Source organism: Ramlibacter sp. PS3R-8, assembly GCF_037572435.1.
GTDB lineage: Bacteria > Pseudomonadota > Gammaproteobacteria > Burkholderiales > Burkholderiaceae_C > Ramlibacter.
This window is the reverse complement of the sequence record NZ_JBBHGT010000001.1, coordinates 187,208-213,929: the sequence shown is the minus strand read 5'-3', so window position 1 is coordinate 213,929 and position 26,722 is coordinate 187,208. Positions and strand designations below refer to the sequence as shown.

Sequence of the window (26,722 nt, the reverse complement as noted above, 5' to 3'; positions counted from 1 at the left end):
CCCTACAGGTCACCACGCGTCTCGGGCATCGGCGTAGGGCGGGTTCGCGAAGCGACCCCGCCATTACCATCAATTCGTCTCCGACAACTGATCCAGGATGGCTGGATTTTCCAGCGTGGTGATGTCCTGCGTGATCTTCTCGCCTTTGGCGATGGACCGCAGCAGCCGCCGCATGATCTTGCCGCTGCGCGTCTTGGGCAGGTTGTCGCCGAAGCGGATGTCCTTGGGCTTGGCGATCGGGCCGATTTCCTTGGCCACCCAGTTGCGCAGCTCGGTGGCGATCTTCTTCGCCTCTTCACCGGTCGGGCGGGAGCGCTTCAACACCACGAACGCGCAGATCGCCTCGCCCGTCAGGTCGTCGGGCCGCCCCACCACCGCGGCCTCGGCCACCAGGTCGGTCTTCGACACCAGCGCCGACTCGATCTCCATCGTGCCGAGCCGGTGGCCCGACACGTTCAGCACGTCGTCGATGCGGCCGGTGATGCGGAAGTACGCCGTCTTCGCGTCACGCACCGCGCCGTCGCCCGCGAGGTACAGCTTGCCGCCCATTTCCTCCGGGAAATAGCTTTTCTTGAAGCGCTCCGGATCGCCCCAGATGGTGCGGATCATCGACGGCCAGGGCCGCTTGATCACCAGCATGCCGCCGGAGCCGTTGGGGACGTCCTTGCCGGCCTCGTCGACGATGGCGGCCATGATGCCCGGCAGCGGCAGCGTGCACGAACCCGGCACGGTGGGCGTGGCGCCGGGCAGCGGCGTGATGACGTGGCCCCCCGTCTCGGTCTGCCAGAACGTGTCGACGATCGGGCAGCGCTCGCCGCCCACGTTCCGGTGGTACCACATCCACGCTTCCGGATTGATCGGTTCCCCGACGGTCCCCAGGATGCGCAGCGACGTCAGGTCCCAGTTCTTCGGGTGCACCTTGGCGTCCGTCTCGGCCGCCTTGATCAGCGAGCGGATGGCCGTGGGCGCCGTGTAGAACACGCTCACCTTGTGCTTCTCGATCATCTGCCAGAAGCGGCCCGAGTGCGGAAAGGTGGGGATGCCCTCGAAGATCAGTTGCGTGGCGCCGGCGGCCAGGGGCCCGTAGGCGACATACGTGTGGCCCGTGATCCAGCCGATGTCCGCCGTGCACCAGAACAAGTCCTTCGGCGTGATGTCGAAGGTCCAGTCCATGGTGAGCTTGGCCCACAACAGGTAGCCGCCGGTGGAGTGCTGCACGCCCTTGGGCTTGCCGGTGGAGCCGGAGGTGTAGAGGATGAACAGCGGGTGCTCCGCGCCAACCGGCTCGGGCTTGCACTCGCTGGACTGTCCCTCCAGCGCCTGCTGGAAGGTCTTGTCGCGCCCCGCCACCATGTTGCACGGCGTCGGCGTGCGCATGTACACCAGCACGGTGCGGATGGACTCGCAGCCGCCCATGGCCAGCGCCTCGTCGATGATCGACTTCAGGCCCAACTCCTTGCCGCCGCGCATCTGGAAGTTGGCGGTGATCACCGCCACCGCGCCGGCGTCGATGATGCGTTCCTGCAGCGACTTGGCGGAGAAGCCCCCGAACACCACGCTGTGCGTCGCGCCGATGCGCGCACAGGCCTGCATCGCCACCACGCCTTCCACGCCCATCGGCATGTAGATGACGACGCGGTCGCCCTTGCGGATGCCCTGCGCCTTGAGCGCATTGGCGAACTGGCTGACGCGCGCCAGCAGTTCCTTGTAGGTGATGCGACTCACTTCGCCGCCGTCCGACTCGAAGACGATCGCCGTCCTGTTCTCGACTGGCGTGCCGATGTGCTTGTCCAGGCAGTTGGCGCTGGCGTTGAGCTCGCCGTCCTCGAACCACTTGTAGAACGGCGCCTTGGACTCGTCGAGGGTCTTCGTGAACGGCTTGATCCACTGGACGTTCTCGCGCGCCAGCCGCGCCCAGAAGCCCTCGAAGTCCCGGTCCGCCTCGCGGCACAGCGCCTCGTAGGCCGCCATGCCGGAAATGCGGGCCGCCTTGATCACGGCGTCGGTGGGTGGGAACAAACGGTTCTCGACCAGGACGGACTCGATGGCGCTCATGGACTTGTCTCCTCAGGGGGCAGATGATCGTTGGCGCTACTGTCAGGCGAAGCACTTACAAGCCACTGACGCAGCGCCGATGCGCCCCAATCTAACCTTTCGCGGGCGGAAACTACAATCGCGCGGACCCTAGGAATCCCCAGCTCCATGCGCAAAGACCATCCGCCTTCCATCGGCCCCGTTTCTCCCCTGCGGCCGCTCCCCAACCTGATCTTCGCCAGCCGCTGGCTGCAACTGCCCCTGTACCTGGGACTCATCGCGGCGCAGGCCGTGTACGTGGTGCACTTCCTGCTGGAGCTCTGGTACCTGGTGCTGGCCGCCGGCGGCGCGCAGGACGCGTTGCAGCACCTGGTCCACAGCATCGGCTATACCGGCCAGGCCGTCACCGCGCTGAACGAGACCATCATCATGCTGGTGGTGCTGGCGCTGATCGACGTGGTGATGATCTCCAACCTGCTGATCATGGTGATCGTGGGCGGCTACGAAACCTTCGTCAGCCGCATGGGCCTGCAGGGGCACCGGGACCAGCCGGAGTGGCTGAGCCACGTGAATGCGTCGGTGCTCAAGGTGAAGCTGGCCACCGCCATCATCGGCATCTCGTCGATCCACCTGCTCAAGACCTTCATCAATGCGGGCAACTACACGGACAAGGTGCTGATCGCGCAGACGGTGATCCACATCACCTTCCTGCTGTCCGCCATGGCCATCGCGTACACCGACCGCCTGATGTCGGCGCCGGCGCACCGCAACACAGAGGAGCTTTGAGGGCGGAAAAGCCGCGAAGTGTCGACACTCCGGATGACAAAGTCGACAGAATTTCTATAATTGCCGACATCGCCCTCCTGGCGATGCCGCATGAACGCCGTCCCTCCCATCCAGACCACCGAAGGCCTGCCCCGCAGCATCGCGGAGCAGCTCAAGCAGCTGATCTACGCCGGGGAGTTCCGCGCCGGCGACCGGCTGAACGAGGCGGCCCTGGCCGTGCGCATGGGCACCAGCCGCGGCCCCATCCGCGAAGCGATCCGCATCCTGACCGGCACGGGGCTCGTCACGCCCGTGGTGAATCGCGGCGTCTTCGTCCGCAAGGTGTCGGTCAAGGAGATGCTGGAGATCTACGACCTGCGGGCCCTGGTCTTTGGCTTTGCCGCCGAGCGCGCCTGCGAGCACATCACCGATACGGAGCGCGCCCGCTTCGAAGCGCTGCTGGACGGCATGGACCGCGCGGCGCAGGCCGGCGACGGTGGCTCGTATTACGAACAGAACGTCGAGTACCACGAGCTGGTGCTGGAGCTGTCCCGCAGCGAGCGGGCGCACCAGCTGTACGACAGCTACGTGAAGGAGCTGCACCTGTACCGGCGGCAGAACTTCAATGCGCCGGGCAACATGCGCCGGTCCAACGTCGAACACCGCAAGCTGTACGACGCGATTTCAAAAGGCAATGCGACCCGGGCGAAACAGTGCGCCGAGGAGCATATCCAGTCGGGGCGGCAGCGTTTGCTGGTTGCAGCGGATACCTGAACGTGCCGCACGGGGGGCCGGAACGCTCGCCGGTCTTCAACGCAGAAGGGATGCAAAAGGAATTCAAAAGACGCAAAAGGACTCCGGATTTCCTTCTGCGTCTTTTGGCTTCCTTTGGTCTTCCTTCTGCGTTGAAAAACCGATGCCCGAAACGGTTCTAGCGCCGCGCCACCGCCATCCGCGCCGCGATCCGCAGCGCCTGTTCCAGCGCCCCCGTGTCCGCCTTGCCCTGCCCGACGATGTCGTAGGCCGTGCCATGCGCCGGCGTCGTGTACACCGTGCGCAGGCCCGCCGTCACCGTGACGCCCTTGTTGAAGCCGAGCAGCTTGGTCGCGATCTGGCCCTGGTCGTGGTACATCATCACGACGCCGTCGAATTCGCCCTTGAGCGCCTTCAGGAAAATGGCGTCGGAGGAGATGGGGCCGGACACCGTGATGCCCTCCTCCGCCAGCCGGCGCACGGCCGGGGCGATCAGGCGGATTTCCTCGTCGCCGAACAGGCCGCCTTCGCCGCAATGCGGGTTGAGCGCCGCCACGCCGATGCGCGGTTTGGCGATGCCCGCGGCGCGCAGGCTGTCGTCGGCCAGGTGCACGGCGCTGGCGATGCGCTCGGGCGTGATCATCTCCAGCGCCTGCCGCAGCGCCACGTGCGAGGTGACGCGGAAGGTCGAGAACTGTTCGATGACGTTCATCTCGCCGAAGAAGCCCTGGTGCTGGTTCCACGCGGCGAACATCTGGTGCTCGTCCAGGTACTTCCAGCCGCCCTTGTGCAGGGCGCCCTTGTTCAGCGGCGCGAAGGTGACGCCCTCGATGTCGCCGGCGTGCGCCAGTTCCGTCATCCGCTGCAGCGTCTCGCCGGCCAGCCGCCCGGCCTCCGCCGATGCCTGGCCGCGCGCGATGGCGGAAGGATCGACGTTGCCCAGGTCCACGATCGGAATCTCGTCGCGCGACCAGTCGATCGCCGCCACGCTGGCATAGGAGCGCCGCGCCGGCTGCAGCCCGGCGTCGCGGCAACCCAGGTCCAGCACGCGGGCATCGCCGATCACCGCGATCCGCGCCACGTCGCGCAGCAGGCCGCTCGCGAGCAGCTTCACGCTGATCTCGGGGCCGATGCCGGTGACGTCGCCGAGCGACAGGCCCAGGAGGGGCAAGCCTTCGTTCTTGCTCATACCGCCAGCTTGTCCATCAGCGTGGCGATCGACGGCAGCGTATCGAGCGTGCGCACCATCGCCACCACTTCCTCGGCGCGTTGCTTCGGGAACTTCGCGAACTCGCAGTTCTCGCGGAACTTGTCGGCCACGTCGTCGTAGCTCATGGGCATGGCGGGGCTGCCCTTGCCGAAGTCGGCGCGGCCGGACACCTTGCGGCCCCCGGCCAGCTCGATGTCGATCAGGGTCGTCATCTTGTGGTACCCCGCGGCCTCCGCCTCCTTGTCGACGACGAAGTCGATCTTCTCGATCATCTTCTTCACCTCGGGGCGCATCACCACTTCGTCGGTGAACTCGTTCAGGCCGGCGCGTCCTTCCAGCAGCAGGATCGCCATGCAGAATTCCATGGAGAACTTGGCCTGCAGTTCATTGGTCGGCCGATGGTGGATCAGCGCGTTGGGCATGTTGTGGTTGGTGCCCACGCGCACCCGCACCACGTCCCTGGCCTGGATCTTGTTCTCGCGGATCAGCCGCGCCATCTCGGTCATGCCGGGGTGCGTGAGCGAGCCGGACGGATGCGGCTTGATCGAGATGCCCGGCTCGACGAAGGTCCACGGCTTGCCCAGTTTGCCGGCGATGGCCTCGGCGTCGTAGCCGCCGCCGGCGGCGCTGAAGAAGCCACGCGGCGCTTCCAGGATCTTGTCCGTGGCCGTCCAGCCGTAGGAGGCGAACTGCGCCGCCGCCACGCCGCTCTCGGAGGAGCGGCCCGCGTGGAACGGCTTGGTCATGGTGCCGAAGTTCTCGCGCAGGCCGGCCGACTGGCTGCCGGCGATGGACAACGCGCGGGACGTCGTCTCCTCGTTCAGCCCCATCAGGCGCGATGCGGCCGCGGCGGCGGCAAAGGTGCCGCAGGTGGCGGTGGAATGGAAGCCCGTCTGGTAATGCCGCGGGTTGATCGCCTCGGAGATCTTGCATTCCACCTCCACCCCCAGGTGATAGGCCAGCATGGCTTGCGCACCGCTGGCCCCCAGCGCTTCCGCCATCGCCAGCGCGGCGGGCAGCGCCGGCGCGGTGGGGTGCGTGAGCAGGCCGTAGACCCGGTCGGCGGCCACCGCCAGTTGCGTGTCGTCGTAGTCGTCCGCGTGGATGCCCACGCCGTTGGCAAAGGCCGCAAACCGCGGCGCCACCTTCAGGCGCGTGCCGATCACGGTGGCCGGGCCCGTGCCCAGGTTCAGGTCGCCCAGGTGCTTGCGCACCAGCCCGCCACAGTGGCTGGCGCCGCCGGACAGCGCCAGGCCCAGTCCGTCGAGGATGTGCTTCTTGCCGAGCGCCACCACCTCCTGCGGCAGGTCCGACAGCTGGGTCGTGCAGATGAAGTCGGAAACGTAGCGGGTCAGTTGCTCCGTTGCCTGCTGGTCGGTCATGCTCACTCGGGTACTCCTTGTTGAAATGGTGTGTTCTGTTCAATGCGCCAGGGCGCGGCAGTGTTCGGGCGGCAGGTGCAGCCACACGGTCTCGCCCGGCGGGATGCTCACGTTCGCCGGCGCCAGCGCGCGCACGGTTTCGCCGTCAGCCAGGTTCACCAGGTAGTCGCGATGCGAGCCCAGGTAGATCTGGCGCGCCACGGTGCCCTGCACGCTGTTGGTGGCGCCGTCGGGCCGCGAGGTCGCCAGGCGCACGTCGTGCTGGCGCACCGACACCGCCGTGTCGCCCTGCGCCGTGTAATCGCCAGAGCCGCAGCGCAGCACGAGGCCATTGCCCGCCGCCACGCCGTCCCGTCCGTCCCAGCGGCCCCGGAAGATGTTGGTGCCGCCGATGAAACGCGCGACGAATTCCGTGCGCGGCCGCTGGTAGATGTCCTCGGGCGTTCCGGCCTGCTCGATCACGCCCTGGTTCATGACGACGATCATGTCGGCGGCCGTCATCGCCTCGGACTGGTCGTGCGTGACGTACACGGTGGTGTAGCGGAACTTGTCGTGCAGGCGGCGGATCTCGAAGCGCATCTCCTCGCGCAGGTTCGCGTCCAGGTTGGACAGCGGCTCGTCGAGCAGCAGCGTCTCCGGTTCCACCACGAGGGCGCGCGCCAGCGACACGCGCTGCTGCTGCCCGCCGGAGAGCTCGCCCGGATAGCGCTGCGCGAGTTGCGACAGCTTGGTCGCCGCCAGGATGGTGTCGGCGCGCTGCTGGATGTCGGCCTTGGTCAGGCCGCGCAGCTTGAGGCCGTAAGCGACGTTGTCGTACACCGTCATGTGCGGCCACAGCGCGTAGCTCTGGAAGATCATCGACATGTTGCGGCGCTCGGGCGCCTCGCTGTTGCCGGGCGACGAGACCCGCCGGCCGCCGACGCTGATCTCGCCCTCGTCGGGCTCCACGAAGCCGGCGATCAGCCGCAGCGTCGTGGTCTTGCCGCAGCCCGAGGGCCCCAGCAGGCACACGAGTTGCCCCTTCTCCACCGACAACGACACGTCCTTGACCACCGCCGCGCTGCCGTAGCGCTTCGTCAGTCCCTTGAGTTCCAGGAATCCCATGCTTGTTCTTCTTATCGGAGCGCCGGCAGGCGCGGGCCGCCGAGCAGTGGCAGGCGGTTGGCGATGATCACGACGGTGAAGGAGACGAGCAGGAGCATGAGGCCCAGCACCGAGATCGCGCCCATGTCGCCGCTTTCGTTGAGGTCGTAGATGATCACGGACACCAGCTTGGTGTTGGCCGTGGTGAGCAGGATGGTGGCGCTGAGCTCGCGGATGGTGCCGATGAAGACGAAGCACCAGGTGGCGATGACGCTGGTGCGCAGCAGCGGCGCGGTGATCAGTCGCAGCGTCTTCAGGCGCGAGGCGCCGAGGATGCGGCTGGCCTCCTCCAGTTCCGGGTGGATGCCGTGGAAAGCCGCGGACATCTGCTGGTAGCCCACCGGCATCTCGATGGTGAGGAAGGCGATCAGCAGGATCCACAGCGTGCCGTAGAGCATCAGGTACGGATGCGAGTACGTGAGGAACAGCCCGACGCCGAGCACGATGCCGGGGATGGCGACCGGCGCCGTTGCCAGCAAGCCGAGCACCGGCGAGCCGCGCACCGGTGCGCGCGACACCATGTACGCACAGACCAGCGCGACCCCGGTGCCGAGCGTGGCGGTGGCGAAGCCGAGCAGGAAGGTGTTCTTCATGGCCAGCTGCGTGGCCGAGAACTCGAAGAACACGAAGTGGAAGTTGGCCAGCGTCAGGCCTTCGATGCCGTGTTTGGTGACCGCCGTCTTCAACAGCGCTGCGTACGGCAGCAGCACGGTGAGCGACAGCACGACCAGGGCGAACAGCACGCCGAACGGCATCCACTTGCCCAGGTAGGTGATGCGCGGCGCGCCGCTCTTGCCGCCCAGCACCGTGTAGCCCTTGCGGCCCAGGATCCAGGACTTGCCTTGCAGCAGCAGCACCGTGATCAGCAGCAGCGGCAGCGCCGCGGCGGCGGCCAGACCGGGCTTGGGCGGGAACTGGAACAGGCTCCAGATCTTGGTGGTGATGACGTGGAAGCCGGCGGGCAGCGCCAGGATCGCCGGGGACCCGAACATCGTCAGCGCCTGCAGGATGGCGATCAGCGAGCCGGCCAGCACGGCGGGCAGCACCAGCGGGAAGGTCACCTTGCGCAGCGTGGTCCAGGCCCGCGCGCCGAGGATCGATGACGCGTCCTCCAGGTCCGACGGCACCCGGTCCAGCCCGTTGGCCACCAGCGTGAAGACGTAGGGAAAGGTGTAGCAGGCGATGGCGAACACCAGCCCGCCGAAACTGTAGATGTTGACCAGGGGTGCGTCGTAGGCCTGCCCTCCGGCAACGTGGCGCCAGAACACGTTGATCAGGCCGCTGTTCGGTGCGGCGAGGATCTCCCAGGCGATCGCGCCCAGGAACGGCGGCGTCACGAAGGAGGCCGTCACCAGCGCCCGCGCCAGCCGGCGTCCCGGCAGGTCGGTGCGCGACACCAGCCAGGCCAGCGGTGTCGCGACGGCGGCGGACAGCACGCCGACGCCCAGCGCCATGCCGATCGCCAGCAGGTAAGGCCGGCGCAGCGTGGGGTCGGTGACCAGCGCCGCGAAGTTGCCCAGCGTGAAATGGCCGTCCTTGTCGACGACGCTGTAGTACGCCAGCCAGGCCAGCGGCAGCACCACCAGCACGGCCAGCAGCACGGCCAGCGCGTAGAACGCTGGCCGGAGCAGGTCGATGCGGAAGGGGGGCTTGGCGAGGGTTTCGGCGGCGGGGACGGCGACCGTCATTCAGCGGCCTCAGGTCCCGAAATACTCTTCGTACTTCTTCTTGATCAAGTCCGGGTCGAGCTTGGACGGGTCCGAGTGCAGCAGCTTGATCTGCGACAGCGGCGTGCGGCCGGCCTTCTCCTTCACCTCGGGGTGGAAGGAACGCAGGCCGCCGACATCGCTATTGAGCTGCTGCGCTTCCCTGGTGAACATGAAGTGATAGAACAGCTTGGCCGCGTTCGGGTTGGGCGCGTTCTTCAGCAGCGCGGCGTTGCCTTCCACCAGCGGCGTGCCTTCCGGGGCGTAGACGGGCTCGATGGGTACGCCGCTTTCCTTGAGCAGGAACACGTTGTACTCGTTGCCGTCGGCCATGACCGGGCGCTCGCCGGCGGCCAGTTTCTTCGGCGGCTCGGTGGAGGACTGGACCTGCATCACCTTCTGCTTGCCCAGCTGTTCGAAGTACTTCCATCCCAGCGGCGACTGCGACAGCGCCTGCGTCCCGGTCATGATCGTGCCGCTGTACCCCGGGTGCGCCTTCACCATCTTGCCGCTCCACTTGGGGTCCAGCAGGTCGGCATGCGACTTGGGCGCCTGCTCCTTCGGAATCAACTTGCTGTTGTACGCGATGACGGAGAGGTGGGCCCGGTACGTGGCGAACTGCCCGTCGGGATCCCGCTCGTCCTTGGGCCAGTGCTTCGCCACTTCGGACGGCACGGCGGCTTGCAGCCAGCCCTGCTTCTTGAAGTGGAGGAAGTGCACGGCGTCGGACGTCTCGATCACGTCCACGGCGTGGATCTTGCTGCCGTATTCCTGGTTGATGCGCTGGAAGATGCGCTCCGACCCCGAGCGCTCCACCTGCACCTTGACACCGGGGTACTTGGCTTCGAAGGCGCGGGCGAGTTTCTCCGCCACCTGCACGTCGGTGGCTGAATACCAGACGAGCTTGCCCTCCTTCTGCGCGGCGGCAATGAGTGCCGGCGACGCGTCGTACGGCGCGGGAGCTTGGGAATGGGCGACACCCGAGGCGAGTGCGGCCACGAGCGCCAGGACGGCGGCAACGGGCTTGGCTGACATGCTTGTCTCCTGAATGAATCGGCTTCTGACGGCGCTGGCCATTATTGGAGGCGCAATTTCAAAGTGTCAACAGTTCAGACCATAACGTCGACACTGATGGGAAAGGATTAAGGGGGCGCGGCGTCGGGGTGCGCTGCGCGCAACCCGACCTGCGAACTGCGCTTCCGTAGGCCGGGTTCCGCCGCCGGCGGACCCCGGCGATCCGCGTGGGGATGACAACTAGACCATCTTCTCCGGCCGCACCCATTGGTCGAACTGTTCGCCGGTGAGATGCCCGGAGGCGACCGCGGCTTCGCGCAGGCTGGTGCCTTCCTTGTGCGCCTTCTTGGCGATGGCCGCCGCCTTGTCGTAGCCGATGTGCGGGTTCAGTGCCGTCACCAGCATCAGCGAGCGGTCCACCAGCTCCTGGATGCGATCGCGGTTCGGCTCGATGCCCACCGCGCAGTGGTCGTTGAAGCTGCGCATGCCGTCGGCCAGCAGGCGCACGCTCTGCTGGAAGTTGTGCGCGATCATCGGCCGGAAGACGTTCAGCTCGAAGTTGCCCGAGGCGCCGCCGAAATTGATGGCGACGTCGTTGCCGAACACCTGGCAGCACAGCATCGTCATCGCTTCGCTCTGCGTCGGGTTCACCTTGCCCGGCATGATCGACGAGCCCGGCTCGTTCTCGGGGATGCTGATCTCGCCGATGCCGCTGCGCGGGCCGCTCGCCAGCCAGCGCACGTCGTTGGCGATCTTCATCAGGCTGGCCGCCAGCGTCTTGAGCGCGCCGTGCGCGTGCACCAGCGCATCGGCGGCGGCCATGACCTCGAACTTGTTGGCGGCGGTCACCACCGGCAGCCCCGTCAGCCGCGCGAGCTCGGTGGCCACCTGTTCCGCATAGCCCTTGGGCGCATTCAGACCGGTGCCCACCGCGGTGCCTCCCAGCGCCAGCTCGCACAGGTGCGGCAGCGCGCCGTGCAGGTGGCGGTCGGCCTGTTCCAGTTGCGCGACGTAGCCCGAGAACTCCTGCCCCAGCGTCAGGGGCGTGGCGTCCTGCAGGTGGGTGCGGCCGATCTTGACGATGTCGCGGAAAGCCTCGGACTTGGCCGCCAGCGTTGCCTTCAGGCGCGCCAGCGACGGCATCAGCCGGTTGCGGATGGCATCGACGGCGGCCAGGTGCATCGCCGTCGGGTAGACATCGTTGGACGACTGGCTCTTGTTGACGTCGTCGTTCGGGTGCACCGTGCGGCCCTCGCCGCGCGTGCCGCCGAGCAGCTCGCTGGCGCGATTGGCCAGCACCTCGTTGACGTTCATGTTGGTCTGGGTGCCGGAGCCGGTCTGCCAGACCACGAGCGGGAATTCGTCCTCGTGCTTGCCTTGCAGCACCTCGTCGGCCGCGGCCACGATGGCCGCCGCCTTCTGCTGGTCCAGCAGCCCGAGCAGGTGGTTGACGACAGCCGAGGAGCGCTTGATCTGCACCAGCGCGCGGATCACCTCCCGCGGCTGCCGCTCGCCGGAGATGTCGAAGTTCTGCAGCGATCGCTGCGTCTGGGCGCCCCACAGGCGGTCCGCGGGGACCTGGACGGGGCCGAAGGTGTCGTGTTCGATGCGGGTGGACATGATCCCCGCACCCTAGCAGTTTTGCGGCGCCGTGTGCTGGCTCAGGCCGTGTACGCGTAGACCAGGTAGACGTGCACCAGCCCGGACGCGACCACGGCACACGACAGGCCGATGTGCACGGCCAGCAGCACCACGCAGCCCTTCGGGCCGATGCGCGGTCCCAGCACGGCGCGCAGCGCGCCCGCGGCGATGGCCAGCGCCATCCCATGGAACACGAAGGACAGGTAGCCGAGCGGAACGTTCACGAGGTGCAGCGCCAGCAGGGCCAGGATCAGCAGTCCCGAGACCAGGTGGGCCTCCTTCAGCAGTGCCTGCTTGCCGGCCAGCAGGGGCAGTCGCCGCAGCCAGCCGAACGACATGGCGAAGGCCATCAGCACCAGCATCGAATAGCCGGACAGCTGCTTGAAGCCGACCGAACTCTGCAGGGGATGCACTTGCAGCGCCTGCGGCCGCACCAACGCGGTGGCCTCGAGCAGCACGACGATGAACAGCACGAACAGCGGCAGCCATGCGATCGGCCGGCGGGCGGGCCGCTTGGCGATCCGCCGCGTGCGGACGGCGCCGCCAGGAAGGAGGACCGCGCTCATTTCTTCGGCTCCGGTGCGCGCGGCGGGGACACGGCTGCCAGCACGCCGTTGAGCGTGCGCATGGAGTTGGCCGTTTCCACCGCCTTGCGGAAGGTTTCGACATCCGGCAGGTAGTTGCCCTCCCGGGGCCACTTGTCACCCACCGTCGGGCGCGTCGCGCCCTCGAACCGGGTCACCTTCTGCAGGTACGACCCATACGCGTCCACCGCGGAGACGCGCAGTTGCGCGATCATCCGCAGCATCGTCTCGGACGGCACCTGCTTGCCGGCGTACGACCAGGTGGTCGCGCCCATCGGCTCGTCGAGCACCCAGTCTTTCTTGGGCGTGTTCGGGTGCTCGTTGTGGCAGGTGACGCAGGCCTTGGCGCTGGCGCGGTCGGGGAACATCGCCGTCGTGCGGCCCTGCGCGGCGTCGAAGAAGAACTTCGGCTGCATCGTCTTCTTGACCTCCTGGTAATACACCGCCTGCTGGCCGGTGAAGAGGTTCTCCTTCACCAGCGGATAGTCCGAGCCGAGGAACAGCGCCAGTTCGGGCACCCGCATCTGCAGGCGCGCGGAGGTCTCGCGCAGCAGCAGCGCGGGCAGCGGCCCGGCCTTGACCTCCTCCTTCTTCCAGTCCTCCCGGAAAGCCAGGCCGTGCTTGCCGCCTTCACCGACGATTTCGCGCGTGTACATGGCGCGGATGGAGGCGCTCTCCGCATCCAGCAGCGCCAGCGCGGTTTCCGCGGGCACCATCTGGCCGCCGCCTTGCCGGTCCGGCAGCGCCGGTGGCGCCGACACGAACAGGTAGATGGCCGCCAGCAAGAAGGCGCCAACGCTGGCAGCAGCGGGTGCGCTGATCTTCACGGGGTCAGCTCCTGTTTCGCCTTGATCAGCGGGCTGCCGAAAGGCGAAGGCCCGGTCTTCATGTATTTCTCCAGCACGTCCACCGTGGTGGCATCCACCAGGCGCAGCGGCGCGCGCCACTTGTGGTTGCCGTGATAGTCGTGGCACTGCATGCAGGTGTCCCAGCGCTTCTCACGCACCAGGTGGTCGTGGGTGGGCGAGGCCTTGTCGTCCTTCACCTTCAGGTCGGAGTGGCAGCTCACGCAGTAGCCGGTGCTGGCCGCGGTGATGCGCACGCCCGAATGCTCGCGGTGGCAGCTGACGCATTGCTGCGCGCCGGTCTCGGCACGCGCCTTCTCGAAGCGCGGCTCCAGGAAGCGGTGCGGCGCGTGGCGATCGCCCGGGTTGGCATGGCACTGGGTGCAGGTGGCCGTGGTGACGGGCTGCATGCCGAGCACGGCGCCGGTTTCACGCAGCCCGATGGTGTGCTTCACCTTCGCCTGCAAGGTCTGGCGCAGCGAAGCGGGCGTTTCGGCATGGCAGGACACGCACTTGAGCTGCTCGTGGCCGACGTTCGGGTGGCCGTGCGGGCGCATGTCCTGCAGCGCCGGCAGCAGCACCAGCAGCGGCAGCAACGTCATCAGCGCACCGGCCACGTAGGCCTTGAAGCGAAACGACCGGGTCTGCCTCTTCTCGGCCGACAGCGCGAACAACTCCACGTGGATGCGCTGGCGCTCCACGCCCGACTTGCGCAGCGCGCGCAGCACGTATTCCACGTAGCCGTGCGGACCGCAGATGAAGAACTTGGCCGCGGGAAAGCGCTCGGCCAGCACGCGCACTTCCTTTTGCCGGATGGTCCCCGACACGGAGGTTTCGCGCAGCGCGTAGGTGAAGCCCGCGCGTTCCTTGCAGCGGTTGTCGAACCGCGGCAGGAATGCCGCGTCCTCGGCACCCGACACGCTGTAGTCCAGGTGCATCGTGGCGCTGGAGCCGAGGGCGCTGGCCATCGCGACGGCCGGCGTCACGCCCACGCCCGCGGCGAAGAACACCGCCGAGCGATAACCCGCCGTCGCCAGGCCGGGCCCGCCAGGAACGGACACGTCCACGCGCCGTTCCACGGTGTCGTTGCACAGCAGCCAGGGCGTAAAGCGCCCTTCCGGCTTGCGGCGGATGGCCACGGTGAGCCTGCGACCGGGGACGTCCTGCGACACCACGGTGTACGTCCGCTCGACGACGCCCTGGTCGTCCTCGGCGCGCAGCACGACGTGCTGGCCGGGCTGCACCACCGGGTAGTCCGGGCCGTCCTGGAGCGACAGTTCCACCCGGAAGATCAGGCGGTCCGCGCCCTTCAGGTCACCGGCCGTGGTGATGGGCTGGACGGCCACGCGCGCCGGGAACCAGGCGAGCTCGCCCAACGCCTCGCGAATGGCCGGCACGCAGCTGCCGCACTGCAGGCCGCAGCCGAGCGTCGCGCCCAGGGATTCCAGCGTGGCGTCCGGATCGGAGGCGACAGCCTCCGTGAGTTCGGCATGGCTCACGTTGGCGCACAGGCAGGCCACCCCCGGACGTGCGGACACGTCCCGGCGCGGTTCCTGCGGGTGCAAGCGGACCTTCACGACGACACGCCGTCGTTCAGGACGCTTTGTCGGCCAGCGGGTAGAGCTCGTTGTTCTCCCGCTCGATGCGCTTGGCCAGCGCACCGAACACCTTGCGGGTTTCGTTGGCGAAGCCGTCGAAGTCCGCGCGGATGGCCGAGGTCTGCCACTTGTTGTTGTAATCGGTGAAGACGCGGCCCAGCCCGCCCATCTCCTCCTTGAACTTGGTCGCCTTCGTCTTCACGGCGGCCGTGCCGCCCGTCATCAGCCGCGGATAGAGCGCCTCGTCCTCCATGGCCAGGTGGAAGTTCACCTTGCCGGCCAGGTTGGACAGCATCTTGCGCACGGCGGCCGGATCACCGTTGGCCTTGAGTTGCGCAGTGATTTCGCCGGCAGCCTGGAGGATGTCGTCGTGCTGCGCCTTGAATTTGTCGGTGAAGCCCATGGTTGATACCAAAGTCGTTTCGGTGAAACGATTTGTAACCACCTTGGTGCGCGAACGCCAGATGCGGAACACCACCGCGGTGCACGCTCCGTGAGGAAGTTGCGTCCGCTGCGACCCGGGGCCGATAACCGGTGTCCGCTTGGGCCTGAACGGCTCCCCGATTTGCAACAGGCCGCAGCGGGAAGGCCCCTACGGAAGTGCCCGTGCATGGAAGGCCCTCCTGCCGACCTGCCTGCGACATAGCGCGCATGCTCGCAGTTACCGGGGCGCACGTCGGCGGCCTCCGGCCGGAAATTCGCTTGCGAAGGCTTCCGCAACGTTCCTACAAGCTGTGCCGCGCCCCAAGGCCACAGTGAAACCTTGGCAAGGACAAGCAACCGTCATGGCGAAGACCCCAAAGCCGCCCCCGCCTCCTGACACCGGAGGCGGCCCCGAGTCCGTGCTGCCCGGCGAGCGGTCGGGCGAGGGATCGGAAGACATCTTCCAGCACATCCAGCGCGACATCCGTCGCAAGGCAGCCGGCGTGCCGGTCAAGCGCAAGCCAGAAGACAAGCAGGAACAATGATTCGCCTCGAGTACCTCGTCAACCTCAGTTATGACATCCGGGATCCCGCAGGCGCCGATTTCGTCTTCAACATCCACGCCGCCCAGACCGAGCGGCAGACGGTTGAACAGGAACGGCTGGCGCTCAGCCAGCCGGTGCACGCCGAAGTGGCGATGGATACGGCGACGTCCACCCGCCTGATGCGCCTGCATGCGAACCCCGGCGAATTGCAGGTGAACTACACGGCGACGGTGTGCATCGATCACCACCACGCCGACCCCGCGACCTTGAACGAGGTGCCCGTGCGGCGCCTGCCGCTGGACGTGCTGCCCTACATCTATCCCAGCCGGTATTGCCAGTCCGACCGCCTCCTTCGGCTGGCGTCCAACACGTTCGGGCACCTCTGGCAGGGCTACAGCCGGGTCCTGGCGGTGCAGCACTGGGTGCAGCGGCACGTGACGTTCGCGTCGAACACCAGCAACTCCAACACCTCGGCGGTCGACACGCTCATCGAGCAGGTGGGGGTGTGCCGCGACTTCACGCACCTCATGCTGGCGCTCTGCCGGGCGCTGAACATCCCCGCACGCGTTGCCACCGGCACGGACTACGGGGCCGACCCGGCGCTCGGCCCGCCCGACTTCCACGCCTACGTGGAGGTGTACCTGGGTGACCGCTGGTACATCTTCGATGCGTCCGGCACCGGCATCCCCATGGGGTTCCTGCGCATCGGCACCGGCCGCGATGCCGCCGACGTGGCGTTCGCCACGATCTTCGGCAGCGTCACGGCGATGGCGCCCTACATCCGCGTCCAGGCGCTGGAGGGCCCCGGTTTGGAGGTGCCCCACCATCGATCGGACGCGGTCTCCACGTCCGCTGCAACGATGTTGGCGGCAAGCTGACACAGGGCGCGACTAAAATCGCTTCGAATGCCCCACACGCCCCACCTGGCTGAATTCCGCGCCGCCTTGCGTGGCGGGCTGCCCTCGGCGCTGCGCTACCTCAATGGCCGCACGCCGCATCGCTTTACCGGCGTGTACCGCTTTGACGGCGAGTTGCTGCGCAACATGGCCCTGTTCGACCGGTTCGAGCCGGAGCTTCAGCGCGGCAGCGACGTCCCGATGGCGGACGCCTATTGTGCGAACGTGGGCCGCAGCCGCCAGCCGCTGGAGTTCGCCGATGCCCAGGGCGACGGCCGCTTCCCTTACCTGTCCGGCAGCCCGGTGGTGTGCTACAGCGGCGTGCTGATCTCGAGTCCCGCAGGCGTTCCGTACGGAACGCTTTGCCACTACGACGTCCAGCACTGCGAGACCCGCACCAGTGACATCCCCTTGCTGCAGGCGGCCGCTCCCTTCATCTACGACGCATTGGAAGGCCAGCGGCAGTTGGCCTGAAGCGCGCGTGCTGGACCCGTACTTCTGCCAGCGCTGAAACCCGGTCCATCAGCGCAACGAGTGCGAAGGCGGCGTCGAGGGCTCCGGTAAAATCGACGTCCGCCTTTCGACCGCACCCCATGCCGACCACCATCCGCCAAGCCGACCTGATCGAATCCATCTCGGCGGCCCTCCAGTACATCTCGTACTACCACCCCGCCGACTACATCGCCCACCTCTCCCGCGCGTACGAACGTGAGCAGAGCTCCGCGGCGAAGGACGCCATCGCGCAGATCCTGACCAACAGCAAGATGAGCGCGACGGGCCACCGTCCCATCTGCCAGGACACCGGCATCGTCAACGTGTTCCTGAAGATCGGCATGGACTGCCGGCTCGAAGGCTTCACCGGCAGCCTGGAAGACGCCGTCAACGAAGGCGTGCGCCGCGGCTACCTGCATCCGGACAACACGCTGCGCGCCTCCATCGTGGCCGACCCGCACTTCGCGCGGAAGAACACCATCGACAACACGCCCGCGGTGGTGAACGTGGAACTGGTGCCGGGCAACAAGGTGGACGTGACCGTGGCCGCCAAGGGCGGCGGCAGCGAGAACAAGAGCAAGATGGCCATGCTCAACCCCAGCGACTCCATCGTCGACTGGGTGCTCAGGACGGTGCCCACCATGGGCGCCGGCTGGTGCCCGCCCGGCATGCTGGGCATCGGCATCGGCGGCACGGCGGAAAAGTCCGTGCTGCTGGCCAAGCAGGCGCTGATGGAAGACATCGACATGTACGAGCTGCAGGCCAAGGCGGGCCGCGGCGAGAAGCTGTCGCAGGTCGAGGAAATGCGGCTGGAGCTGTACGAAAAGGTCAACGCACTGGGCATCGGCGCGCAAGGCCTCGGTGGCCTCACCACCGTGCTGGACATCAAGATCAAGCTGTATCCCTGCCACGCCGCCGGCAAGCCGGTGGCGATGATCCCCAACTGCGCGGCGACGCGTCACGCGCACTTCGTGATGGATGGTTCCGGCCCGGTCTACCTGGACCCGCCCAGCCTCGACCTGTGGCCGCAGGTGGCGTGGAAGTCCGATCCGCAAAAGAGCAAGCGGGTGGACTTGAACACGCTGGACAAGGCCGAGATCGCCACCTGGAAGGCAGGCCAGACGCTGCTGTTGAACGGCAAGATGCTCACCGGGCGCGACGCCGCGCACAAGCGGATCCAGGACATGCTGGCCAAGGGCGAGAAGCTGCCGGTGGACTTCACCAACCGGGTCATCTACTACGTGGGTCCGGTGGACCCGGTGCGCGACGAGGTCGTGGGCCCCGCCGGCCCGACCACGTCGACGCGCATGGACAAGTTCACCGACATGATGCTGGGGCAGACGGGGCTGATCGGCATGATCGGCAAGTCCGAGCGCGGCCCGGAAACGATCGCGTCCATCCGCGAGCACAAGGCCGCCTACCTGATGGCCGTCGGCGGCGCGGCTTACCTCGTCTCCAAGGCGATCAGGAACTCACGGGTGCTCGGGTTTGCCGACCTGGGCATGGAAGCGATCTACGAGTTCGACGTGGTCGACATGCCGGTGACGGTGGCGGTGGACTCGCAGGGCACCAGCGTGCACACCACGGGCCCGGCGGAATGGTCCAAGCGCATCGCCACGGGCGAGTTCAAGAAGATTCCTGTCGCGGCCGCTTGAAGCTGTCTGGCCCCGGCTGCACTCCCGCAGCGGTAGAGTCGGTAAATGGACCGTGATCGCCCCATCGGAATCTTCGACAGCGGCGTCGGCGGGCTGAGCATCCTGCGCGCCCTGCGGGCCGAGCTGCCGGCCGAGGACTTCGTGTACTTCTCCGACGCGGGCCATGCCCCGTACGGCGAGAGGGAGGAGTCCTTCGTGTCCGACCGATCGCTGGCCATCGCGGTGGACCTGCTGGAGCAGCATCGCATCAAGTCCCTGGTGATCGCCTGCAACACGGCCACCGCCGCGGCCGTGCACCTGGTGCGCGCCCGGCACATCCACCTGCCGGTCATCGGCGTGGAGCCGGCGCTGAAGCCCGCCGCTGCACTGACGAAGACGGGCCATGTCGCGGTGCTCGCCACGCGCGGCACCCTGGCCAGCGCCAAGTTCAAGGCGCTGCAGGATGCGCTGCGCGGCCAGGCCGAGTTCGTGCTGGTGCCGTGCGACGGCCTGGCGGCCGCGATCGAGAACGACGACCAGCCGCAGGTGCGGACGCTCTGCGCGCGCTACACGAAGGAGGTCTGCTGCTTCGGCAGTGGCCCGGGCGAGATCGACACGCTGGTGATGGGATGCACGCACTACCCGTTCGCCGCGGACGTGTTCCGGGAATTGCTCGGGCCGGAAGTGCAGTTGGTGGAGACGGGGGTGCCCGTCGCGCGGCAGGCACGGCGGCTGCTGGAGGCGCAGGGCTTGCTCAATCCCGCGGGGAGCGGGCAGGTGCGGTGGCAGACGACGGGGGACGAACAGGCCTTGCGTGCGGCGGCGGCGAGGTGGTTGGGGTTGTGAGGTTGTCGGGGTGCGTTCCGCAACCCGACCTGCGCAGGCCGGGTTGCGGAACGCACCCCGGCGTCACGTGGCCAACGCTGCCGCGCGGCCCCGAGCCACATCCACCTTCGTCAACAACAACATCCCGATGATGAACATCGCGGCCGTGGACAGGATCGCCATCCGCTGGTTGCCGCCCGTGCCCCACGTGATCGCGCCATACGTGAGCGGGCCGACGATGCTGGAAAGCCGCACCGCAAAAGTCCACAAGCCGTAGAACTCCGCCAGCTGCCGCGGCGGGGCGAACAAGCCCGCCATGGCCCGGCCGGCGGACTGGCTGGAGCCCATGCACAGCCCCGCGATCGCCGCGGCCCACCAGAACTGGCCCTTGGTCTGCGACAGCGCCGCGATGACGCACACGAGGATCCAGCCCACCAGGGTGCTGCCCAGCGCGAGCTTGTGGCCGACGCGGTCCTGCAGGTAACCCCAGGAGAAGGCGCCGCCGGCCGCCGCCAGGTTCAGCACGAAGATCAGCACCATCGTTTCCTGCGGCTGGAAGCCGATCACCGTCTCGGCATAGATCGCCGCCAGGGTGATCGCCACCGCCACGCCGCCCTGGTAGAAGACGGCGCAGGCCAGCAGCCACATGAAGTCCGAGTAGCGGCGCGCCTGCGAAAAGGTGGCGCGCAACTGCCGCAGCGACGCCCGTACGCCGCCCTCGCGCAGCGCGGTCGGCCGAGGCTGCGCGCGCTCGCGCAGCAGCCGGAAGGTGACCGTGGACGCGAGGCCGTAGACCACCGCGGTGATCAGCATCGTCACCGGCACGAAGGTGGACGCGGGCACCTGCTGCGCCTGCGACCAGAGCACGTACGCCAGGCAGATGCCCAGCGTCAGCATGCCGCCGAAATAGCCGAAGCTCCAGCCCCAGCCACTGACCTTGCCCATGGACTCGGCCCGCGCCAGCTCCGGCAGGAAGGCGGCGGTGAGTGACTCGCCATAGCTGTAGAAGACGTTGGACACGATGATCAGCAACATGGCCAGCACCACCCCGCCCGGCCGCGCCAGCGCCAGCGCCGCCGTGCTGAGGACGCAGCCCAGGGTCACCAGGGCCAGGATGCGCTTCTTGGCGGCCCGCAGGTCCGCATAGGCGCCGATGGTGGGCATCGTGAGCATCACGATCGCGTAGGAGATGCTCAATGCCGCGGTCCACGCGAACGTGGCCCATGCCGCCTTGCCGGCGATGCCGCCGACGAAGTAGGCCGCGAAGACGGCCGTCAGGACGACCGTGGTGTAGCCGGAGTTGGCGAAGTCGTACATCGCCCAGCCGAACACCTCGCGCTTGCGGACGCCGGGGTTCAAAGCCTCCTGGGAAAACAACGCCATGGTTACTCCCTCCTTGCTTCTTTTCGTCATCCCCGCCCCCGCCTACGCGAGGGCAGGCTCCGGCGGGGACCCAGGGCGTCCAGGCTCGCCGCGCAGCAGCGAGCTCCATGCGGGAGCTCTGGATTCCCGCCTGTGCGGGAATGACGGGGACTTAATGCAGGTGCCGCGGCCGGCGGCCGCCGCCGTGGCCGCCCGCGCCGGGGCCGCCGCCGCTGCCGCGCGGCGGCTTGCCCAGCTCCAGCGAGCTCACCAGCGCGTCGAAGCGCTGCGCGAACAGCTTGTCGATCTCGCCGACCACGCCATTGAGCTCATTGGCGTCGAAGTGCCGCTCCATCAGGTTCACCACGTCCTGCACCAGCAGGTCGCGCTGCACCTGCATGATCGCCGCCGGCGTGGGGCCGACGAAGAGCATGAGGAAGTCGTCGCGCGACTCCTCCTCGGGCTCGGCCTCCTCCTCGTCGAACTCGGCGTCGTAGAAGGTGACCTCGATGGCCGCGCCTTCCTCCGCCAGTTCGTTGAGCGACATGCACATCTCGTCGAGCTGCTGGCGGAAGTCCTGGTCGCCGGCGACCGTCCAGCACATGGTGAGCAGGCGCTCCTGGGCGTCGAACTTGATGCCGGGCTCCTCCTCGTACGCGCTTTCGGCGCCGTCGGCCAGCGACTTGGCGCCGGCGTACGTCCACAGCGGCTTCAGGGCGTCCTGGAGTTGCGCATAGGTGACCCCCGTGCGCAGCGGCACGTCGCCGTGGACGTGGATTTCGAAGGGGGCGTCGTATTGGGACATGGGTGCTCTGGGGCCCTATTCTGGACCGTCCGGGCCGGGTTGTCGGTGGTGCCTCGAACCGGACTCGAACCGGTACGCTCCGGTCAGGGAAGCGGCGGATTTTAAGTCCGCTGTGTCTACCAATTTCACCATCGAGGCCCGGGCCGACTTTAAGCCATCAACGAAAAAGCCCCGGAACTCGCGTTGCCGGGGCTTCGTCGGTCTGGAGGCGCGAGGCGGAGTCGAACCGCCCTAGACGGATTTGCAATCCGTTGCATAACCGATTTGCTATCGCGCCGGGTCACAAGAAAAAGGGAAGCCAATGCTTCCCTTTTTTGAATATGGAGCGGGAGAAGAGTCTCGAACTCTCGACCTCAACCTTGGCAAGGTTGCGCTCTACCAACTGAGCTACTCCCGCATCGATCTCAAATTATAGCGAAGTTTTCGGGGCCCTCTTCCGTGGCCCCGGAAACTCGCTTTCAACTGTCAGTGTTTGACAGCAACCGGCGTGACACCCTCCACCACCGGGGCGGCCGCGGCGGTTTCCTCGTCGGGCAGCGGGGTCGGCTCGCGCTCCAGCGCGAAGGCCAGCACCTGGTCGATCCACTTGACCGGCACGATCTCGAGGTCGTTCTTCACGTTCTCGGGGATGTCCTGCAGGTCCTTGGAGTTCTCCTCGGGGATCAGCACCGTCTTGATGCCGCCGCGCAGGGCCGCCAGCAGCTTTTCCTTCAGGCCGCCGATGGCCGTGACCTCGCCGCGCAGCGTGATCTCGCCGGTCATCGCCACGGTGGCGCGCACCGGGATGCCCGTCATGGCGGACACGATGGCCGTCGTCATGGCCGCGCCGGCGGACGGACCGTCCTTCGGCGTGGCGCCGTCGGGCACGTGGACGTGGATGTCCTTCTTCTCGAACACGTCGTCCTTGATGCCCAGGCGGCGCGAGCGGCTGCGCACCACGGTGCGCGCGGCTTCCACCGACTCCTTCATCACGTCGCCCAGCGAGCCGGTGCGCAGCACGTTGCCCTTGCCGGGCATCAGCGCGGCCTCGATCGTCAGCAGGTCGCCGCCCACTTCCGTCCAGGCCAGGCCGACCACCTGGCCCACCTGGTTCTGCGCCTCGGCGCGGCCGTAGGAGAACTTGCGCACGCCCAGGAAGTCGTTCAGGTTGCCCTCGTTCACCCGCACCAGCGGCGTCATCTTGCGCAGCTGCAGGCCCTTGACCACCTTGCGGCAGATCTTGGACAGCTCGCGCTCCAGCGAGCGCACGCCGGCTTCGCGGGTGTAGTAACGCACGATGTCGCGCACCGCCGATTCCTCGACCAGCAATTCGTCTTCCCGCACGCCGTTGTTCTTCATCTGCTTGGGCAGCAGGTAGCGCATGGCGATGTTGGTCTTCTCGTCCTCGGTGTAGCCCGAAAGGCGGATCACCTCCATCCGGTCCAGCAGCGCCGGCGGGATGTTCATCGAGTTCGAGGTCGCCACGAACATCACGTCCGACAGGTCGAAGTCGACCTCGACGTAGTGGTCGCTGAAGGTGTGGTTCTGCTCCGGGTCCAGCACCTCGAGCAGGGCCGAGGCGGGGTCGCCGCGGAAGTCCTGCCCCAGCTTGTCGATCTCGTCGAGCAGGAACAGCGGGTTGCGCGTGCCCACCTTGGACAGCGACTGCAGCACCTTGCCCGGCATGGCGCCGATGTAGGTGCGGCGGTGGCCGCGGATCTCGGCCTCGTCGCGCATGCCGCCCAGCGCCTGCCGGACGTACTTGCGGCCGGTGGCCTTGGCGATCGACTGGCCCAGCGAGGTCTTGCCGACGCCCGGGGGGCCGACCAGGCACAGGATCGGCGCCTTGACCTTGTCCACGCGCTGCTGCACAGCGAGATATTCGAGGATCCGGTCCTTGACCTTTTCCAGGCCCCAGTGGTCCTCGTTGAGCACCTGCTCCGCGTACGCGAGGTCGTGCTTGATCTTGGTTCGCCTGGCCCACGGCAGCCCGGTGAGCACGTCGATGTAGTTGCGCACCACCGTGGCCTCGGCCGACATGGGCGACATGAGCTTGAGCTTCTTCAGTTCGGCGTCGGCCTTCTTGCGGGCGTCCTTGGGCATCTTGGCGAGCTTGATCTTCTTCTCGATCTCCTCGATGTCCGCGCCTTCCTCGCCTTCGCCGAGCTCCTTCTGGATCGCCTTGACCTGCTCGTTGAGGTAGAAGTCGCGCTGGTTCTTCTCCATCTGGCGCTTCACGCGCCCGCGGATGCGCTTGTCGACGTTCAGGATCTCGACTTCGCGTTCGATCTGCTCGAAGAGGTTGTCCAGCCGCTCCTTGACGTCGGCGAGATCCAGCACGACCTGCTTGTTGTCCAGCTTCAGCGGCAGGTGCGCGGCGATCGTGTCGGCCAGGCGGCCGGGGTCGTCGATGCTGGCGATGGACGTCAGGATCTCGGGCGGGATCTTCTTGTTCAGCTTCACGTACTGGTCGAACTGCTGCAGCACCGCGCGGCGCAGCGCCTCGATCTCGGCCGACTTGCCGTCGGTGCTGCCGGACTCGACCGGCGACACCGTGGCGGTGAAGTGGCTGGCGCCGTCGGCGATGCGGCTGACGCGCGCCCGCTGCTGGCCTTCGACGAGCACCTTCACGGTGCCGTCGGGCAGCTTGAGCATCTGCAGGATGGTGGAGATGCAGCCCACCTCGAACATGTCGGAGACCGAAGGCTCATCCTTGGCGGCGGCTTTCTGGGCCACCAGCATGATGCGGCGCTCGGCTTCCATCGCGGCTTCCAGCGCCTTGATGCTCTTGGGGCGGCCGACGAACAGGGGGATGACCATGTGGGGGAACACCACCACGTCCCGCAGGGGCAGGAGCGGCAGGTCCATCGGGTCGGAAGGCAACGGGGTATGTCCGGACATGGAGATCCTCAGGAGTGACCAGCCATAGATGGCCGGCAATGGGGCATTTTCAACCCGGCCGCACCCGCGCGGGGTGCGACTGGCTCCAATGGCTCAAAAAAAGGAGGGGGACACAGGACGGAGGCCGGGGTGGCCTGGGGGGCGAAGGTCCTGTTCCAGGTCATCAGGCCTTCTTGGCTGCTTCGCGGTACACCAGCAAGGGTGGCTTGCTTTCCTCGATGGTGCTCTCTTCGACCACCACCTTTTCGACGTTGCTGATGTTGGGCAGTTCGAACATCGTGTCGATCAGCGACTGCTCCAGGATCGAGCGCAGGCCGCGGGCGCCCGTCTTGCGGTTCAGCGCCTTGCGGGCGATGGCCTTGAGCGCGTTGGGCCGCACTTCGAGATCCACGCCCTCCATGGCCAGCAGCTTGGCGTACTGCTTGACCATCGCGTTCTTCGGCTCGGTCAGGATCTGCACCAGCGCGTCCTCGGTCAGTTCCGCCAGCGTGGCGACCACGGGCAGCCGGCCGACCAGCTCGGGGATCAGGCCGAACTTGATCAGGTCCTCGGGCTCCACCTCGCGGAACATGTCCGACAGGGTGCGCTCCTTCTTGCTGCGCACGCGCGCCGAAAAGCCGATGCCCGAAGCCTCCGTGCGCTGCTCGATCACCTTTTCCAGCCCCGAGAAGGCGCCGCCGCAGATGAACAGGATGTTGGTAGTGTCGATCTGCAGGAAGTCCTGGTTCGGGTGCTTGCGTCCGCCCTGCGGGGGCACGCTGGCCATGGTGCCTTCGATCAGCTTGAGCAGCGCCTGCTGCACTCCCTCGCCCGACACGTCGCGCGTGATCGACGGGTTGTCGGACTTGCGCGAGATCTTGTCGATCTCGTCGATGTAGACGATGCCGCGCTGCGCCCGCTCCACCTCGTAGTTGCAGTTCTGCAGCAGCTTCTGGATGATGTTCTCGACGTCCTCGCCGACGTAGCCCGCTTCCGTCAGCGTGGTGGCGTCGGCCATCACGAACGGCACGTCGAGCATGCGCGCCAGCGTCTGGGCCAGCAGCGTCTTGCCCGAGCCGGTGGGGCCGATCAGGAGGATGTTGCTCTTGGTGAGCTCGACTTCGTCCTTCTTGGCCTTGTCCTTGTGGCGCAGGCGCTTGTAGTGGTTGTAGACGGCGACCGAGAGCGCGCGCTTGGCGGGCTCCTGGCCGATCACGTAGTTGTCGAGGTTGGCCTTGATCTCGCCGGGCGTGGGCAGGTCGCCGCGCGCCTCGCGCTGCTCGTCACCCGCGGGTAGCTCGTCGCGGATGATCTCGTTGCACAGGTCGATGCATTCGTCGCAGATGAAGACCGAAGGTCCCGCGATGAGCTTCTTCACCTCATGCTGGCTCTTCCCGCAGAACGAGCAGTAAAGCGTTTTCTCGCTGGAAGAGCCTTTTCGGTCGGCCATGTGTCCGTGTGCTTTCTTGACTGGTCTCAATGATAACCATACAACAAACGGCGCCCCGGTTTCCCGAGGGCGCCGTCGTTGCTGTACCGCAACCGCGGTGATGCGGGACTAAGGCCGTTTGGCGATGACCTGGTCCACGATGCCGTAGGCTTTCGCCTCCTCGGCCTCGAGGAAATAGTCACGATCAGTGTCGCGCTCGATCTTTTCCAGCGGCTGGCCGGTGCGCTCGGCCAGGATCCTGTTCAACACGCCCTTGGTCTTGAGGATGTCGCGCGCGTGGATCTCGATGTCCGTCGCCTGGCCCTGCATGCCGCCGAGGGGCTGGTGGATCATGATCTTGGAGTTGGGCAGCGCGAAGCGCTTGCCCTTCTCGCCCGCGGCCAGCAGGAAGGCGCCCATCGAGGCCGCCATGCCGGTGCACAGTGTGGACACCGCAGGCTTGATGAAGTTCATCGTGTCGTAGATCGCCATGCCGGCGCTGACGCTGCCGCCGGGGGAGTTGATGTACAGCGAGATGTCCTTGTCCGGATTTTCGGACTCCAGGAACAGCAACTGCGCGACCACCAGGTTGCCCGTCTGGTCGTTCACGGGGCCGACCAGGAAGATCACGCGCTCGCGCAGCAGGCGCGAGTAGATGTCGTAGGACCGCTCGCCGCGGCCCGACTGCTCGATGACCATGGGAATCAGGCCCAGGCCCTGGGTTTCAAGTGCGCTCATGGGGAATTCTTTCGGGGTGTTGGCTGTACTTTAGCCTGA

Annotated in this window: 23 protein-coding genes and 3 tRNA genes; 7 read left to right on the top strand and 19 right to left on the bottom strand. The window is 67.0% G+C overall.

The genetic code is table 11. From position 1 onward, the window contains the following. Positions 1-69 precede the first annotated feature (69 nt). On the bottom strand, positions 70-2,055 hold the full coding sequence (gene acs, locus WG902_RS01025) for an acetate--CoA ligase (protein ID WP_340058017.1): 1,986 nt from the start codon (positions 2,053-2,055) through the stop codon (positions 70-72). A gap of 147 nt (positions 2,056-2,202) precedes the next feature. On the opposite strand from acs, the gene WG902_RS01020 reads away from it, so the two are divergent. Next, positions 2,203-2,820, top strand: coding sequence for a TIGR00645 family protein (locus WG902_RS01020; protein ID WP_340058016.1), 618 nt, complete (start codon positions 2,203-2,205; stop codon positions 2,818-2,820). A 90-nt stretch (positions 2,821-2,910) separates the two neighbouring features. Then, positions 2,911-3,573: a GntR family transcriptional regulator gene (locus tag WG902_RS01015; protein ID WP_340058015.1), complete on the top strand. Its 663-nt coding sequence runs from the start codon at positions 2,911-2,913 to the stop codon at positions 3,571-3,573. A gap of 157 nt (positions 3,574-3,730) precedes the next feature. Here WG902_RS01015 and WG902_RS01010 read toward each other — a convergent pair whose 3' ends face one another. The 10 genes from WG902_RS01010 to WG902_RS00965 form a co-directional block, all read right to left on the bottom strand. Then, positions 3,731-4,741, bottom strand: a complete 1,011-nt coding sequence (locus tag WG902_RS01010) for a PdxA family dehydrogenase (protein ID WP_340058014.1) — start codon at positions 4,739-4,741, stop codon at positions 3,731-3,733. Continuing rightward, positions 4,738-6,144 carry an MmgE/PrpD family protein gene (locus tag WG902_RS01005; RefSeq protein ID WP_340059413.1) on the bottom strand — a complete coding sequence of 469 codons (1,407 nt, stop codon included), beginning with the start codon at positions 6,142-6,144 and terminating at the stop codon, positions 4,738-4,740. The genes WG902_RS01010 and WG902_RS01005 overlap by 4 nt, the downstream gene beginning before the upstream one ends. 39 nt (positions 6,145-6,183) lie before the next feature. Further along, the gene (locus WG902_RS01000) at positions 6,184-7,248 is read right to left on the bottom strand and encodes an ABC transporter ATP-binding protein (protein WP_340058013.1); all 1,065 of its coding nucleotides are present in this window, start codon (positions 7,246-7,248) and stop codon (positions 6,184-6,186) included. An 11-nt stretch (positions 7,249-7,259) separates the two neighbouring features. Then, entirely contained in the window at positions 7,260-8,975 is a 1,716-nt protein-coding gene (locus tag WG902_RS00995) for an ABC transporter permease (RefSeq protein WP_340058012.1), read from the bottom strand. Positions 8,976-8,984: 9 nt separating this feature from the next. Next, positions 8,985-10,028 (bottom strand): extracellular solute-binding protein, encoded by a 1,044-nt coding sequence (locus WG902_RS00990; protein WP_340058011.1) that lies wholly within the window; start codon positions 10,026-10,028, stop codon positions 8,985-8,987. Positions 10,029-10,247: 219 nt separating this feature from the next. Next, complete coding sequence (gene fumC / locus WG902_RS00985; protein ID WP_340058010.1) at positions 10,248-11,627, bottom strand: class II fumarate hydratase; 1,380 nt, start codon at positions 11,625-11,627, stop codon at positions 10,248-10,250. Positions 11,628-11,668: 41 nt separating this feature from the next. After that, positions 11,669-12,214 carry a hypothetical protein gene (locus tag WG902_RS00980; RefSeq protein WP_340058009.1) on the bottom strand — a complete coding sequence of 182 codons (546 nt, stop codon included), beginning with the start codon at positions 12,212-12,214 and terminating at the stop codon, positions 11,669-11,671. Then, complete coding sequence (locus tag WG902_RS00975) at positions 12,211-13,059, bottom strand: hypothetical protein (protein WP_340058008.1); 849 nt, start codon at positions 13,057-13,059, stop codon at positions 12,211-12,213. Before WG902_RS00975 ends, WG902_RS00980 begins: the two co-directional genes overlap by 4 nt. Then, the gene (locus WG902_RS00970; protein ID WP_340058007.1) at positions 13,056-14,615 is read right to left on the bottom strand and encodes a (2Fe-2S)-binding protein; all 1,560 of its coding nucleotides are present in this window, start codon (positions 14,613-14,615) and stop codon (positions 13,056-13,058) included. Before WG902_RS00970 ends, WG902_RS00975 begins: the two co-directional genes overlap by 4 nt. Positions 14,616-14,670: 55 nt before the next feature. Continuing rightward, positions 14,671-15,078 carry a hemerythrin domain-containing protein gene (locus WG902_RS00965; RefSeq protein ID WP_340058006.1) on the bottom strand — a complete coding sequence of 136 codons (408 nt, stop codon included), beginning with the start codon at positions 15,076-15,078 and terminating at the stop codon, positions 14,671-14,673. Between the two features lie 382 nt (positions 15,079-15,460). On the opposite strand from WG902_RS00965, the gene WG902_RS00960 reads away from it, so the two are divergent. The 5 genes from WG902_RS00960 (at position 15,461) to murI (ending at position 19,511) form a co-directional block, all read left to right on the top strand. After that, on the top strand, positions 15,461-15,643 hold the full coding sequence (locus WG902_RS00960) for a hypothetical protein (RefSeq protein WP_340058005.1): 183 nt from the start codon (positions 15,461-15,463) through the stop codon (positions 15,641-15,643). Continuing rightward, a complete protein-coding gene (locus tag WG902_RS00955; RefSeq protein WP_340058004.1) occupies positions 15,640-16,521 on the top strand; it encodes a transglutaminase-like domain-containing protein in 882 nt (293 codons plus the stop codon). Before WG902_RS00960 ends, WG902_RS00955 begins: the two co-directional genes overlap by 4 nt. A gap of 27 nt (positions 16,522-16,548) precedes the next feature. Continuing rightward, positions 16,549-17,013 carry a hypothetical protein gene (locus WG902_RS00950; protein ID WP_340058003.1) on the top strand — a complete coding sequence of 155 codons (465 nt, stop codon included), beginning with the start codon at positions 16,549-16,551 and terminating at the stop codon, positions 17,011-17,013. Between the two features lie 119 nt (positions 17,014-17,132). Next, positions 17,133-18,686 carry a fumarate hydratase gene (locus WG902_RS00945; RefSeq protein WP_340058002.1) on the top strand — a complete coding sequence of 518 codons (1,554 nt, stop codon included), beginning with the start codon at positions 17,133-17,135 and terminating at the stop codon, positions 18,684-18,686. Positions 18,687-18,731: 45 nt separating this feature from the next. Further along, the gene (gene murI, locus WG902_RS00940; protein ID WP_340058001.1) at positions 18,732-19,511 is read left to right on the top strand and encodes a glutamate racemase; all 780 of its coding nucleotides are present in this window, start codon (positions 18,732-18,734) and stop codon (positions 19,509-19,511) included. Positions 19,512-19,574: 63 nt separating this feature from the next. On the opposite strand, the gene WG902_RS00935 is transcribed toward murI, so the two are convergent. From WG902_RS00935 to clpP, 8 genes are all read right to left on the bottom strand, one after another. Further along, complete coding sequence (locus WG902_RS00935) at positions 19,575-20,873, bottom strand: MFS transporter (protein ID WP_340058000.1); 1,299 nt, start codon at positions 20,871-20,873, stop codon at positions 19,575-19,577. 151 nt (positions 20,874-21,024) lie between these two features. Then, on the bottom strand, positions 21,025-21,657 hold the full coding sequence (locus WG902_RS00930) for a DUF6806 family protein (protein ID WP_340057999.1): 633 nt from the start codon (positions 21,655-21,657) through the stop codon (positions 21,025-21,027). Positions 21,658-21,703: 46 nt separating this feature from the next. After that, positions 21,704-21,795 (bottom strand) — tRNA-Leu (locus WG902_RS00925). 65 nt (positions 21,796-21,860) lie between these two features. Then, a tRNA-Cys gene (locus WG902_RS00920) sits at positions 21,861-21,934 on the bottom strand. 44 nt (positions 21,935-21,978) lie between these two features. After that, a tRNA-Gly gene (locus WG902_RS00915) sits at positions 21,979-22,054 on the bottom strand. A 68-nt stretch (positions 22,055-22,122) separates the two neighbouring features. Next, positions 22,123-24,537: an endopeptidase La gene (gene lon, locus WG902_RS00910; RefSeq protein WP_340057998.1), complete on the bottom strand. Its 2,415-nt coding sequence runs from the start codon at positions 24,535-24,537 to the stop codon at positions 22,123-22,125. Positions 24,538-24,700: 163 nt separating this feature from the next. Then, positions 24,701-25,966: an ATP-dependent Clp protease ATP-binding subunit ClpX gene (clpX, locus tag WG902_RS00905; RefSeq protein WP_340057997.1), complete on the bottom strand. Its 1,266-nt coding sequence runs from the start codon at positions 25,964-25,966 to the stop codon at positions 24,701-24,703. A gap of 108 nt (positions 25,967-26,074) precedes the next feature. Continuing rightward, positions 26,075-26,683: an ATP-dependent Clp endopeptidase proteolytic subunit ClpP gene (gene clpP / locus WG902_RS00900; RefSeq protein WP_340057996.1), complete on the bottom strand. Its 609-nt coding sequence runs from the start codon at positions 26,681-26,683 to the stop codon at positions 26,075-26,077. Between the last annotated feature and the right edge of the window lie 39 nt (positions 26,684-26,722).